Source organism: Nesterenkonia aethiopica, assembly GCF_039534665.1.
Lineage (GTDB): Bacteria > Actinomycetota > Actinomycetes > Actinomycetales > Micrococcaceae > Nesterenkonia > Nesterenkonia aethiopica.
Genome location: NZ_BAAAVT010000015.1, coordinates 14602 through 27680 on the forward strand (window position 1 = coordinate 14602; position 13079 = coordinate 27680).

The 13079-nt window shown below is 69.8% G+C and carries 11 protein-coding genes; 4 read left to right on the plus strand and 7 right to left on the minus strand.

Annotation, left to right across the window (positions count from 1 at the left end; genetic code table 11):
- Positions 1-8: 8 nt before the first annotated feature.
- From mnhG to ABD658_RS11610, 6 genes are read right to left on the minus strand one after another with little or no spacing between them, the layout of a single operon-like run.
- Positions 9-422, minus strand: a complete 414-nt coding sequence (mnhG, locus tag ABD658_RS11585) for a monovalent cation/H(+) antiporter subunit G (protein ID WP_237090132.1) — start codon at positions 420-422, stop codon at positions 9-11.
- Positions 419-1009 (minus strand): MrpF/PhaF family protein, encoded by a 591-nt coding sequence (locus ABD658_RS11590; RefSeq protein WP_311025187.1) that lies wholly within the window; start codon positions 1007-1009, stop codon positions 419-421. Before ABD658_RS11590 ends, mnhG begins: the two co-directional genes overlap by 4 nt.
- Positions 1009-1662: a Na+/H+ antiporter subunit E gene (locus ABD658_RS11595; protein WP_344681080.1), complete on the minus strand. Its 654-nt coding sequence runs from the start codon at positions 1660-1662 to the stop codon at positions 1009-1011. The genes ABD658_RS11590 and ABD658_RS11595 overlap by 1 nt, the downstream gene beginning before the upstream one ends.
- The gene (locus ABD658_RS11600; protein ID WP_344681078.1) at positions 1659-3434 is read right to left on the minus strand and encodes a Na+/H+ antiporter subunit D; all 1776 of its coding nucleotides are present in this window, start codon (positions 3432-3434) and stop codon (positions 1659-1661) included. The genes ABD658_RS11595 and ABD658_RS11600 overlap by 4 nt, the downstream gene beginning before the upstream one ends.
- A gap of 3 nt (positions 3435-3437) precedes the next feature.
- Positions 3438-3977 carry a Na(+)/H(+) antiporter subunit C gene (locus ABD658_RS11605; protein ID WP_344681076.1) on the minus strand — a complete coding sequence of 180 codons (540 nt, stop codon included), beginning with the start codon at positions 3975-3977 and terminating at the stop codon, positions 3438-3440.
- Entirely contained in the window at positions 3974-7012 is a 3039-nt protein-coding gene (locus ABD658_RS11610; RefSeq protein WP_344681074.1) for a Na+/H+ antiporter subunit A, read from the minus strand. The genes ABD658_RS11605 and ABD658_RS11610 overlap by 4 nt, the downstream gene beginning before the upstream one ends.
- 222 nt (positions 7013-7234) lie before the next feature.
- Here ABD658_RS11610 and ABD658_RS11615 point away from each other — a divergent pair, with 222 nt between their 5' ends.
- The gene (locus ABD658_RS11615; RefSeq protein WP_344681072.1) at positions 7235-8626 is read left to right on the plus strand and encodes an MFS transporter; all 1392 of its coding nucleotides are present in this window, start codon (positions 7235-7237) and stop codon (positions 8624-8626) included.
- A gap of 39 nt (positions 8627-8665) precedes the next feature.
- Here the strand turns inward: ABD658_RS11615 and dcd are convergent, their stop codons facing one another.
- Entirely contained in the window at positions 8666-9244 is a 579-nt protein-coding gene (gene dcd, locus ABD658_RS11620; RefSeq protein ID WP_311025180.1) for a dCTP deaminase, read from the minus strand.
- A 130-nt stretch (positions 9245-9374) separates the two neighbouring features.
- On the opposite strand from dcd, the gene ABD658_RS11625 reads away from it, so the two are divergent.
- The 3 genes from ABD658_RS11625 to ABD658_RS11635 all read left to right on the plus strand — a co-directional run bounded on the left by ABD658_RS11625 (position 9375) and on the right by ABD658_RS11635 (position 13038).
- Positions 9375-9821 (plus strand): SseB family protein, encoded by a 447-nt coding sequence (locus ABD658_RS11625; RefSeq protein WP_344681069.1) that lies wholly within the window; start codon positions 9375-9377, stop codon positions 9819-9821.
- 180 nt (positions 9822-10001) lie between these two features.
- A complete protein-coding gene (locus ABD658_RS11630) occupies positions 10002-10961 on the plus strand; it encodes an AEC family transporter (protein WP_344681067.1) in 960 nt (319 codons plus the stop codon).
- 283 nt (positions 10962-11244) lie between these two features.
- Positions 11245-13038 carry a hypothetical protein gene (locus ABD658_RS11635; protein WP_344744607.1) on the plus strand — a complete coding sequence of 598 codons (1794 nt, stop codon included), beginning with the start codon at positions 11245-11247 and terminating at the stop codon, positions 13036-13038.
- Positions 13039-13079: the final 41 nt, after the last annotated feature.

Here is a 13079-nt window from a genome sequence, read left to right on the forward strand (position 1 = left end):
TGGGCGGGTCAGTCCGACTCGTCGCGGACCTCGCGCCGGGCCCCATGGCCCCGGGAGATCCGGTCCACCGCCCGGGCCAGCTCGTCCTGAGCAAGCTGCCCCGCCTTGAAGTGTTTGGTCCGATACCCGGCCCGACCCACCACATGGGCGCTGGCCGGTGCGGTGAGGAGCTGCAGCCCCCACGCCAGCAGCACCAGGACCACCCCGGTCCAGCTGCGCCAGGTGATCGCCGCGGCCATCAGCAGGCTCAGCAGGCCCAGCACCTGGGGCTTCGTGGCCGCGTGCATGCGCGAATGGAGATCCGGGAACCGGACCATGCCGATCCCTGCCGCCAAGGACATCAGCCCGCCGACCACCAGGAACACCGAGGCGACGCCGTCGAGGACCTGGTCCAGCAGCTCGGGATCCAGAATTCCCATCATCGTTCTCCCCCGTCCTCGGGTCGGCTCCGCTGATCGGACGGCCCTTCCTCGTCCCTGCGGGAGCGGGCGCGCGGGGTGAAGCCCGACCGCTTCAGCTCCCGGAACCACGAGGTCGACGGGTCCTCATCCTCCCCGGGGCCGCCGGGGGCGAAGGATCCGCCGTGCGGGTCCGGACCCTCCGAGCCGCTGATCCGTGACGGGCTCGCCGCCGACGGGGCCGGTCGCGCGGTCGTCGCGACACCCGCCGACCCGCCGGACTCGCTGCCGGGGTCCTCGGGGACGCGGGGCAGCAGACCAGTCAGCTCGGTGACGCCGGCGGCACCCTCCGGCCGTCGCACCGCCACGTAGCGGGCGATCGCCACCGCCCCGAGGAAACCGATGACCGCGGTGGCGATCACGAACAGGATGAAGTCCTGATGGTTCCGGGCCACCATGTCCGTGATCAGCATCGACGAGACGATGATCAGGATGACGTCCACACTGATCACCCGGTCCAGCACCGACGGCCCGCGGAACACCCGGTAGACGGCGCAGAACACCGCCGCCGCCAGCAGAGTCTGGGTGATCCAGTAGGCGTGCTCGAGCATCAGCGGGCCTCCTCACCCGGTGTGGGCGGCATGCCGGTCGTCGGCGGGGCGGCGCTGTGCGCCGGGATCGGCCGGTCACGCTCCGTCTTGGAGAATCCGCTGACCCGCCCGAGCCGCCGCTCCGCCTTCACCACGGCCAGGTCCGATCGGTTGCCGCAGCTGCGGATCACCAGCGCCTCCGTGCGCAGCGCGTCCTGCCGGATCCGCTCGGCATCATGATCGTCGGTGACGTTGAGGCAGTGCAGGTACAGCGTCGCGGTGGTGCGGTCCACATCGATCACCAGGGAGCCGGGCACCAGTGCCAGGGCGTGCCCGGTGACGGTCACGATGAAGTCCTCATGGCTGCGCAGCTGCACCGAGATGATCGAGTTGCGCACCTTCGGCCCCCGGACGACGGCGATCCAGGCCACCTGGAAGGACGCCGCCGTCATCTTCACCAGGAACCGCAGGCAGAAGACCAGCACCCACCACAGATTGATCCGGCCCGACCCCCGCAGCGGGGGCAGGTAGAAGACGCGCACGATGATGGTGCCCAGGACGGCGCCGATGATCAGCGAGCCCAGGCTGAAGTCCTGCCACAGGCCCATCCACAGGAAGCTGAGGAACCCGATCAGCGGCAGCTCGAGCACCAGCGGAGTCCGGGGTCGTCTCATCGGTCCTCACGCTCCTCATCCGGCGTAGTGTCGCCGGTGGTGTCGCCGGTGGTGTCGCCGACGGCCCGGCCGTCGTCGGCCTCCTGAACGCCTTCGTCGTCGGGCTCCAGGGAGGTGCGCACCGGCGCGAACTCATCGGCCCCGCCGTCGCCGGTGTCGAGGTCCGGGATCCGAGAGGCGAACTCCGCCAGCTCCTCCCGGACGCCGTCCACGCGTTCCTCCCCCAGCACGGCCTCCACATACGGAGTGCGCTCGTACATGTCCTGGGCGGCGGCCCGGGAGAAGGACATCAGCGGACCGGCGAACACCGTGAACGCCAGAGACAGACCCACCAGCATCGCCGTCGGCGCGACCACCGACATCGGCAGCAGCCGCTTGTTCGCCGCCCGGGCATGGGCCAGAGTCTTCGACATCAGCAGCCGGTCCGGGTCCTCGGCGTCCTCCGCGCGGCGCCAGAAGGCGCGCGCCCAGATGCGCGCCACCGCCATCAGCGTCAGCAGGGAGGTCACCACGGAGCCGACCACCAGCAGCCAGGTGATCCAGGTGTTCTCCGCAATCCCGCCCTGGATCATCCCCAGTTTGCCGATGAACCCGGAGAACGGAGGGATCCCCGCCAGGTTCATCGCCGGAATGAAGAACAGCACCGCCAGCACCGGGGAGATCTTCGCCAGCCCACCCAGCCGGTCCACGGTGGAAGTGCCTCCCCGACGCTCAATCAGCCCGGTGACCAGGAACAGCGTGGTCTGGATGGTGATGTGATGCGCCACGTAGTAGATGGTGGCGGACATTCCCACGATCGAGACCAGCGAGAGCCCGAACACCAGATACCCGATGTGGCTGATCAGGGTGAAGGAGAGCATACGTTTGATGTCCCCCTGGGCAAGCGCGCCCAGGATGCCCACGACCATGGTCAGCAGCGCCACGATCATCAGCACGGTGTTGATCCGTTCCCCCGGGAACAGCAGAGTCTCCGTGCGGATCATCGCGTAGATGCCGACCTTGGTGAGAAGACCCGCGAAGACCGCCGTCACCGGGGCCGGGGCGGTCGGATACGAGTCCGGCAGCCAGAACGCCAGCGGGAACACCGCCGCCTTGATCCCGAAGGCCACCAGCAGCATCACATGCAGCAGCAGCTGCATGTCACCGTCCAGCTCTCCCAGCTTCAGCGCCAGATCCGCCAGATTCACCGTCCCGGTGGCCGCATAGACCACGCCGATGGTGATCAGGAACAGCATCGAGGAGATGATCGACACCACCACATAGGTGACCCCCGCACGGATCCGGGACTCCCCGCCGCCCAAGGTCAGCAGCACATACGACGCCGTCAGGAATATCTCAAAGCCCACGTACAGGTTGAACAGGTCCCCGGCGAGGAATGCATTGGACACTCCGGCCACCAGGATCAGGTAGGTGGGGTAGAAGATCGAGACCGGCCCGGCGTCATCACCCTCCTCGGCGGCGCCCTGGCCGACCGCGTAGAGCAGCACCGCCAGGGTGATGATCGAGGAGACCACCAGCATCAGGGCGGAGAACCGGTCGATCACCATGGAGATGCCGAACGGCGCCGGCCAGCCGGCCAGGTGCACCGCATGCGCCCCGCCGTCCCAGGTCTCGGCGAGCAGCGTGATCTCCAGGACCACGGTGAGCACCAGGGTCCCGAGGGTGATGGCGCGCTGGGTCGTCTTCTGCCGGAAGAATGCGAAGGCCAGGCCCGCCCCGAAGAACGGGATGAGCACCGCCAGCGGCAGCAGTTCGACAAAGTTCGTCTGCACGGCTCAGCGCCCCCTCTCGGGGTCTGAACTCTCCGCGGCATCCTCGCCTGCCACGGCGGCGGGCGGGTCCGGCAGGTCCTCGTCCCGGCCGGACCGGGGGTTGAGCAGCCGCTCCGCCTGCTGGTCCTCGGTGACGAACTCCGTGGTCTCGGTGGGCACCTCGGAGTCCTCCTCAGGGTCGTAGACGGGTTGGGAGGCCACGCGCCGGTCCTCCTCGTCATCGGAGACCTCGTCCTGGCGGGCCAGCACCCAGGAGCGGTAGATCAGCGCCAGCATGAGGCTGACCAGGGCGAAGGCGATGACGATCGCGGTCAGCAGCAGCGCCTGCGGCAGCGGGTCGAAGAAGTCGGCGCCGACGTCGCCGTCGACCACCAGCGGCGAGTCCCCCGCCCGGCCGCCGGACTGCAGCAGCAGAAGGTTCACCGCGTTGGAGATCAGGATGATACCCAGCAGCACCCGGGTCAGCGAACGCTCCAGCAGCAGGTAGATGCCGATCGCGAACAGTGCCCCCATGAGCACCAGCAGAGTCAGGTTCACGGTCACCGGGCCACCCCCAGGGTGGTCTCGGCGTGGGCCCCGTGGCCCTGAGGGCCCTGCCCGGTCTCGCCGCTCTCGGCCGCGCGGTTCTCCATCTCGGAGCGGACGTCGATCTCCGAGCCGAGGCTGCGCAGGATGTCCAGGATGAGGCCCACCACCACCAGGTAGACGCCGATGTCGAACATGATCGCTGAGGCGATGTGGTGCTCCCCCAGGAGGGGCAGGTCCAGGTCCAGCACCGCCGATTGGAAGATGTGTCCGCCGGCCAGCAGCGAGACCAGACCCGTGAAGCAGGCCAGCGCCAGGCCCCAGCCCATCAGGGCGGAGGCGCTGAACGGCACGGCGGCCTCCAGCTCGTAGCGGCCTCCGGCCAGGTAGCGCAGCGTCAGGGCCAGCCCGGCCAGGAGTCCCCCGGCGAACCCGCCGCCGGGCAGGTTGTGGCCGGCCACCAGCAGGTACACCGAGAGCAGGATGATCGCGTGGAACATCAGCCGGGTCACCACTTCGAAGATGATGGAGCGGTGCTCCGGAGCCACCGTGCGCCCGGCCACCAGCCAGGCCTCGCGGGCCACGGTGGAGAAGCTGCGCGCCACCCGGATCTCCCGGGCCTGGCGCGGAGTGAGGTTGTCCTCGTTGAGCACCCGACCCACCGAGCCGGTGGGCACCTCGTGGAGGCTACGGCGTCGCACGTCCCGGCGTTTGACGAAGATCAGCGAGGCCACCCCGGTGGCGGCGGCCGCCAGCACGGTGATCTCACCGAAGGTGTCCCACACTCGGATGTCCACCAGGGTGACGTTGACGATGTTGGCTCCGTGGCCGACCTCGTAGGCCATCCACGGGAACTCCGCGGAGATCGGCTCCGCCACCCGGGAGTCCAGCCCGACGGCGACCGCGCCCATCATCGCCGCCCCGAAGCCGATGCCCAGCACCACCCGGCCGGCCTTGAACCGGGCCGGGTTCTGCGTCCAGATGCCGGCCGGCAGCGAGCGCAGCGCCAGCACGAACACCACCAGCACGATCGACTCGACCAGCAGCACGGTCAGCGCCAGGTCCGGGGCGCCCTGCAGGGCGAAGAGACCGGCGATCCCATAGCCGCACAGGGAGACCATGAGCACCGCCATGAATCGCTTGGGCGCCCAGACCGCACCGATCGCGCCGCCGATCACGACCGCGCCCAGGACCACCTGCAGGGGCCCCTCGGCGACGATCCAGCTCTCCGGCACCTCATGGCTGGTGAACAGCAGCACCGACCAGACCACCCCGGTGGCCACCGCCAGAATGATGAACAGGTACCAGGCCAGGGAGCCGCGCTGGGTGACCGAGGTCAGCCACACGGCGACGACGTCCACCAGCTTCACCGAGGCGCGGTAGCCGCGTTCGGCGTCGAAGACCGCCGGCACCCCCTCCTGCAGGCGGGCCACGGGCCGGCGTGCGGCGAAGAGCCCCAGCCCGAGCGCCCACGCCAGCACGGACAGCCCCAACACCGGGGTCAGCCCGTGCCACAGCGCCAGATACGTGCCGTGGGCCTCCGCGGAGACCGGCTCGAACAGGGTGACGAAGGGGTCGATGAGCCGCTGCACGGGCGCCGGCCACAGCGCCAACACCACCGTGGCGGCGGAGAGCACCGCCGGTGCGGCGAGGAAGACGGGCCCGGCCGGCGCGTGGAAGCGCGTGACCGGCGCCGTGGTGCCCTCCGGCGAGCGCTTGGTGGCGAAGGCGCCCCACAGGAAACGTGCCGAGTACGCCACCGTCAGCGCGGAGGCGACGACGACGCCGGCCATCACGACCCACCCCCAGCCGGCGGAGACCTCGGCATAGCCGTAGAAGGACTCGAAGACGACCTCCTTGGCCACGAAGCCGAACAGCGGCGGCAGCCCTGCCATGGATGCGGTGGAGACCACGGAGATCCAGAACAGGGGACGTTGGGTCCGGGCCAGCCCGGAGAGCCGGGTGAGGTCACGAGTGCCGGTCTCATGGTCGATGATGCCGACCACCATGAACAGGGCGGCCTTGAACAGCCCGTGGGCCAGCAGCATCGCCAGTCCCGCCAGGGCGGCGTCCTCGCCGCCCAGGCCGTTGATCATCACCAGGAAGCCCAGCTGGGAGACGGTCCCGTAGGCGAGCACCAGTTTGATGTCGGTCTGCCGCAGCGCCCGCCACGCCCCCACCAGCATGGTGGCCAGGCCGACCCCGAGCACCGTGGGCAGCCAGCAGGCAGTCTCATGGAAACCGGGAGCCAGACGGGCCACCAGGTACACCCCGGCCTTCACCATCGCGGCGGCGTGCAGGTAGGCGGAGACCGGCGTGGGGGCGGCCATGGCGGCCGGCAGCCAGAAGTGGAACGGCACCAGGGCGGATTTGGAGAGCGCCCCGATGAGGATCAGCAGCACCGCGAGGTCCACCGCCGTGCCGTGCAGCCGGTCCGCCTGGGCGAGGATCTCCGAGAGCCGGTAGGTGCCGGCCAGCTCACCGAGCCACAGCAGACCCACCAGCATGGCCAGGCCGCCGAACGTGGTGACGATCAGCGCCTGGATGGCCGACCGGCGGGCGAGGATGCGATGCGCCGAATAGCCGATCAGCAGGAACGAGAGGATGGTGGTGAGCTCCCAGAAGATGAACAGCATCACCAAGTCATCGCTGATCACCAGGCCCAGCATGGCGGCGGCGAACGCGAAGAGCTGCCCGGCGAACGGCCCCGCCGCCGTCTCCGAGGCGCGGAAGTACCGGGCGCAGTACAGCAGCACCAGCGCACCGATGCCGAGGATCAGCAGCGACATCACCAGCGTCAGGGCATCCACGCGGAAGGCAATCTCCACGCCCAGCTCCGGAATCCACTCGGTGATCTCCGACGGCGGCGCGTTCGGGGACCCCGAGGGCGCACCCTGGTCCGCGCGCAGCACCTGCGGCAGGTGGACCAACACCCAGACCAGCGCCGCAGCGCTGATGCCGGCGAGGACGACGAAGGCGGAGCGTCCGATCCGGCGGAACAGCCAGGGCGCCACGAGGCTCACTGCGAACAGCACAGCGAGCATCAGCAGCATGGGCGTCCTTCCGCGTCGAGGACCACACCGTGCGGCGCGGGACGCTCCACGTCAGCCGCACTGAGGAGGAGTCGTCCCATGTTAACAGGCGTAGGTGACGGGCCAGGGTGACGCTCGTCGCACGGCCTGGATGCGGCCGTCGGCGGCCGCGCCGGCCGGGGTTTTCCAGCGGCACCCTGCCAGCCATGCCACGTGACGGTTGCTCGACGATACGATGCGCCCATGACCTCATCCGTGGACGCGGCCCCGAGCTCCGCGAGCCAGCCGCTGCACAAGCGCATCATCGCTGTCTGGAGCCTCTGGAGCTGGGGCAACGCCACCGTCAGTGCGGTGATGGTGACCTTCGTCTTCGGCACCTACATCGCCGACGCCGTCGGGCCCGGCGGGCAGGGCACCCAGTACCTGACCACGGCCAACGCGATCGCCGGCGGCATCATCACCGTGACAGCGCCGGTCATCGGCCAGCGCGCGGACAAGGCCGGCCGCCGTCGACTGTGGCTGATCATCAACACGCTGATCGTGGTGGCACTGGTGGCCTCCTGCTTCTTCGTGAAGCCCGACCAGGGATACCTGGTGCTGGGTGTGACCCTGATGGCCACCATGACGCTGTTCGACGAGTTCGCGAACCTGAACTACAACGCGATGATCACCGACATCTCCGACCATGACCGCATGGGCCGCGTCTCGGGGATCGGCTGGGGCGCCGGCTACCTGGGCGGCATCGCGATCCTCTCGCTCGTCTACTTCGGCCTGGTCGCCGGGGATCCGCCCTACTGGTTCGGGCTCGGCGACGAGGAGGCCATCAACATCCGGATGGTCGCCGTCGTGGCCGCCGCCTGGTTCCTGCTGTGGGCGCTGCCGCTGCTGTTCACCAAGATCAAGACAGCCGACGCCGAGACCATCGAGGAGAAGGTCTCGATCGCCGAGTCCTACCGGCGGCTGATCCGCGTGATCGTCGGGCTCTGGAAGGAGGACCGCAACACCTTGTGGTTCCTGCTGGCCTCCGCCATCTACCGGGACGGGCTCTCCGCGGTGTTCACCTATGGGGCGATCCTGGGGGTCACAGTCTTCGGGTTCACCACCGGAGACATCCTGATCTTCGGCATCGCCGGCAACGTGGTCGCCGCGCTGGGCGCGTTCCTCGGCGGCTGGTTCGACGACCGGCTCGGGCCGCGGGCGGTCATCATGACCTGCGTGGCCGCGCTCGTGGCTCTGGGCGGAACGATGTACTTCCTCGACGTCGAGCGGGACTTCGGGGTGTTCGTCCTGGAGCCGACCACCGCGTTCTGGATCTTCGGACTGGGCCTGACCTTCTTCGTGGGCCCTGCGCAGGCCTCATCCCGTGCGTTCCTGGCCCGGCTCGCGCCGCCGGCCCGCGCCGCGGAGCTCTTCGGCCTCTACGCCACCGCCGGGCGCAGCGTCAGCTTCCTCACCCCGGCGCTGATCTCCCTGATCCTGCTGATCTCGGCGGCCGAGGAGACCGATGTGCAGGCCGGGGACAAGGCGATCATCCTCGGCATCGTGGTGATCCTGGTCCTGGGGATGGCCGCAATGCTGCTGGTGCGCAACCCCACCGGGCCGGCGAAGATGCGCGAACACCGCGTGCGGGGATGAGCTGAGCCAGAGGCCTGGAGAAGGTCCGGCGTCGGGCCCTCAGCCGATGATGGTGCGGTGGAAGTTCTCGTGGGACCGCGACGCCGTCGGGCCGCGCTGGCCCTGGTACCGCGACTGGTGCTTCTGGCTGCCGTAGCCGTGGCTGGCCGGAGACGTCAGGCGGAAGAAACACAGCTGCCCGATCTTCGAGCCCGGCCACAGCTTGATGGGCAGCGTGGCCATATTGGACAGCTCCAGGGTGACCTGCCCGGAGAACCCGGGGTCGATGAATCCGGCGGTGGAGTGCGTCAGCAGCCCCAGCCGTCCCAGTGAGGACTTCCCCTCCAGCCGGGCGGCGACGTCCTCCGGCAGGGTGACGGCCTCATAGGTGGCGCCGAGGACGAACTCCCCGGGGTGCAGCACAAAGGGCTCCTCGGGGTCGACCTCCACCAGGCGGGTCAGATCCGTCTGCTCCACCGAGGGGTCGATGTGCGCATATTTGTGGTTGTCGAACAGCCGGAACATGCGCTCCAGGCGCACGTCGACGCTGGAGGGCTGGATCATGGACTCGTCCAGCGGGTCCAGCTGGATCCGGCCGGCGTCGAGCTCTGCATGGATGTCACGGTCTGAAAGCAGCACGATGCCCAAGGTACCGCACCCGGGCATGCGCGCCCGCCGCCCACGGCGCACATGTCGGCTCCGACATGTCAGTCCCCCACGTCACAGGCGCGGCCTTGCATTCCGCGCCTGGACATGATCGCGTGGACGGATGAGCGAGACTCCTCAGACCCCCGACGCCCAGAACCCCGACGAGACCCCCGACGGCGAGCAGCTGCCAGACCTGCGCGACACGCTGATCGCCGGCAAGGACGGTGAGGCCCAGCCCAGCGAGATCATCCGCGCCTTCCTGACCTCCACCGTCTACTTCCTCAGCAGCGAGGAGGTCACCCCGGAGACCGCCTCGGTGAACCCGCTGACCCTGCAGGACAACGAGGGCAACCCGCTGATCGCCCTGTTCTCGGGGACCGACGTGGTGCCGGCCGAGTACGCCGAGCACGCCCCGCACGCCGTCGACGCCCCGGGCGTGGCGGTCGTGCAGTCCCTCTCCGGCGCCGGCATCATCATCGACGCCGGCCAGGAGCACGGCTTCCAGATCTCCTCCGAAGGTGTGGACCGGATCCGGGAGGACTTCCTGAGCCCCACCGAGGGAGAGTGAGCCCCACCGGCCCTCAAGACCTGATGAGCCCGCCGTCGTCGTCCGCCCCGGCAGGACGACGACGGCGCGCTCATGTCATGCTCGCGTCACCCGACGTCCCTGTGCGGCATGGCCTGAGCCCGCAGGAGTAGAGTCATCCTCGGAACCGGACGGTCGGCACGAGGATGATCAGGGGGCGATATGGAGGCAGTCTTCTCCGGCTTCTCCGTCATCTGGCTCATCATCGGTGTGGGCTTCGTCATCGGGAAGCTGGGGCTGCTTCCGCCGGAGGCGCGCGTGGTCCTCAGCCGGGTGGCGTTCTTCGTCGCCTCGCCCTGCCTGCTCTTCCTCACCGTCGCCGACGCCTCCCTGCGCGACGTGCTGGGCCCGCAGTTCGCCATCGCCGCCCTCGGCGCCTTCACCACCCTGCTGATCTACCTGCTGCTGGCCAAGCTCCTGCTGAAGCGACGGCCCGGCTCGGAGCGGATGATCGGCGGGATGAGCGGCTCCCTGGTGAACTCGGCGAACCTCGGCTTTCCCATCGCCGCCTACGTGCTGGGCGACGTGGCCTTCGCCGCCCCCATCATCATGTTCCAGCTCGCCCTCTACACGCCGGTCTACGTGACCGCCATGGACTGGCTGACCCGGGACCAGGGCACCACCACCAAGGTCCGGCCCACCCGACGCACCTCCACGCTGCGCAGCCTCGGCCAGTCGGCGGTGAACCCCATGATCATCGGCGCCGTGCTGGGGCTGATCTTCTCCTGGCAGGACTGGCACCTGCCCGGCCCGATGCATGAATCCGTGGAGCTGATCGCCGGGGCCTCCATCCCGCTGATGCTGCTCTCCTTCGGGCTCTCCCTGGTGGGCAGCCGCCCGCTGGACAAGAAGGCCGGGCGACGCCGCGACGTCCTGCTGGCCTCCAGCCTGAAGCTGCTGCTGCACCCGACGCTGGCCTGGGTCTTCGCCGCCTTCGCGTTCGGGCTGGAGGGGCACCAGCTGCTGGCCGCCGTCGTGATGGCCTCCCTGCCGACCGCTCAGAACGTGCTGGTCAGCGCCATCCGGTACGAGTCCGGCGAGGTGATCGCCCGCGACACCGTGCTGGTCACCACCATCCTGGCGATCCCGGCGATGATCGCCGTCTCGCTGATCCTGATGTGAGATCGCACCGTGACCGTTCGAGGTGCGATCTCACGCTCCGGGTGCAGAACGGCGTGGGGACCGCGGTGCTCGATGCGGGCGCCGGTGGCGCGGGTGACGGCATCGTTGCGGGATCGTGACCGCCACGGGGCCACGGACGGCGTCGGGAGGACGGTCTGCGCTGTGCCCGGTTGCTAGGCTGATTCCGCAGTCGCGGCCGGACCGCACCACCCAGGCGGGCGATCCGACCCAGGAGTGTGGCCGCGGACGGGTCGACGAGCCGAACGATGAGGAACAGCAGCTGATGAATCACCAGGGACACCACGACGGCGCCCACCCCGGCGAGCGCCCCGACGGCCCCGGCCAGCACGGCCGCCCCGGCCAGCAGGGCGGCGGGGCTTCCGCGTCGTCGCCGACTCCCGCTGGTGGTCCTGGATCGCCGGAGGAGTCCTTCGGCGCCGTCCAGCGCGGCCCCGGCCCCTGGGGCCCCGCGGCTCCCGCCGGGCCCCTCCCCGGCATGAGCACCCGTCCTGGAGACGGGCAGTCCGGCCAGCCTGGCCCTCCCCGGCAGGGTCCGCCGCAGCAGGGCCTGTCTCAGCAGGGCCCCGGCCAGCACGCACCGGGCCAGCAGGCTCCCCAGCACGCACCCGGTCGGCCGTTCCCGGGTCAGCCCGGCCCAGGTCAGCCGGGCCCAGGTCAGCCGGGCCCGCCGCCGAGGCCCGGCACCCCGCCGTCGGGGGCACCGCAGTCTCAGCCTCCCGGGCATCGCCCCGGGCCGTACGGCGTCCACTCGGGTCAGCCGCCTCAGCCTGGGCAGGCGGCGCACCCTCCACACCCCACTCTCGCCGCTCCTGCCGCGTCCGCCGGTCAGCCCACGCGCAGCAGGCGCAGCGCAGCCGTCTGGGCCGGTTGGGGCGGCGGCCTGGTACTGGCGCTGGTGGCCAGCGGCATCGGCATCTGGCAGGTGGACGAGCACGTCTACGCCACCGACGCCACGGCCGAGAACTACTGGGAGGCCCTGAGCTCGGGGAACGGGTCGGCCGCCGTGGGCATGTTCTCCTCTGTGCCCGAGCTGGGTGCCCTCGGGCCCGCCCAGAACCTGGTGCTCTCCGCCGAGACGGAGGACGAGACCCCCGATGAGGACACCGACGACGAGCCTGAGCAGGACGACGCTGAGCGGGACGACGCTGAGCAGGACGACGCCGCCGACCCCGATGATGCCGAGGACGGCGCGACCGAGGACTCGGCAGAGGACTCCGAAGACGCCGCCGAGCCCGAGGACGCACCGGCTCCTCCCGCCGAGGACCGCCTGGAGCTCGGTTCCGTGGACTCCGTTCTGCTGGACGGCGAGGCGCTGAGCCACTCGGCCGAGCAGATCGAGGCCCTGTCCATCACGGAACGCAGCGACGGCGCCGACCTGGCCTTCACGGTGGACGGCGAGCAGCACGAGGCCCACCTGCCCATGACCCGCGAGGGCAGCGTCTGGTTCTTCTTCGACGACTGGAAGCTGGCCCCGGAGGCGATGACCGAGGTGGAGCTCTCCGTCCCGGCCGCGTCACTGGGCGGGATCGGCCAGGTCGAGGTCAACGGGCAGCCGGTGAACCTCCACGAGGACGGTGCCACCCTGGCGGCCTTCGTCCCCACGGTGGTCGACGTCGGCATCGACAGCCAATGGCTGACCGGCTCCGGACACGACGTCGTCACCGCCGAGGGCGACCACCGGATCGACATCGAGCTGGAAGCCTCGGAGACCGCCGCCGAGCTGCTGCATGACGAGGTGGAAGAGTACCTGACCGGCTGCGCCGAGCAGGAGGTCCTGATGCCCAGCGGCTGCCCGATGGGGATCACCACTCCGAACCAGGTGGACGCCGACACGATCTCCTGGGAGATGCCCGACCCCTCCGACATCTCGCTGACCTTCGGCGACGACGGCTGGTCCATCTCCGGGGCGGACAACCTCCGCGCCACGGTCACCTTCGAGTCCCTGGACTACTTCGACGGCGGCGAACTGGACGAGAGCCACGACGTCAGCTTCGGCCTCGACATCCAGGTAGGAGCCAGCGGCGAGGACCTCGTCATCTCCGTGATCGGCGACTGACCAGACCCGGGCCGGGCCCGCGCGGCACCTGCCCCCGGCTT

Bases quoted from the DNA above. Each gene is read 5' to 3' on its own strand.
- mnhG (WP_237090132.1), bottom strand. From the start codon at position 422: ATGATGGGAATTCTGGATCCCGAGCTGCTGGACCAGGTCCTCGACGGC.
- ABD658_RS11590 (WP_311025187.1), bottom strand. From the start codon at position 1,009: ATGCTCGAGCACGCCTACTGGATCACCCAGACTCTGCTGGCGGCGGCG.
- ABD658_RS11595 (WP_344681080.1), bottom strand. From the start codon at position 1,662: ATGAGACGACCCCGGACTCCGCTGGTGCTCGAGCTGCCGCTGATCGGG.
- ABD658_RS11610 (WP_344681074.1), bottom strand. From the start codon at position 7,012: ATGCTGCTGATGCTCGCTGTGCTGTTCGCAGTGAGCCTCGTGGCGCCC.
- ABD658_RS11615 (WP_344681072.1), top strand. From the start codon at position 7,235: ATGACCTCATCCGTGGACGCGGCCCCGAGCTCCGCGAGCCAGCCGCTG.
- ABD658_RS11625 (WP_344681069.1), top strand. From the start codon at position 9,375: ATGAGCGAGACTCCTCAGACCCCCGACGCCCAGAACCCCGACGAGACC.
- ABD658_RS11630 (WP_344681067.1), top strand. From the start codon at position 10,002: ATGGAGGCAGTCTTCTCCGGCTTCTCCGTCATCTGGCTCATCATCGGT.
- ABD658_RS11635 (WP_344744607.1), top strand. From the start codon at position 11,245: ATGAATCACCAGGGACACCACGACGGCGCCCACCCCGGCGAGCGCCCC.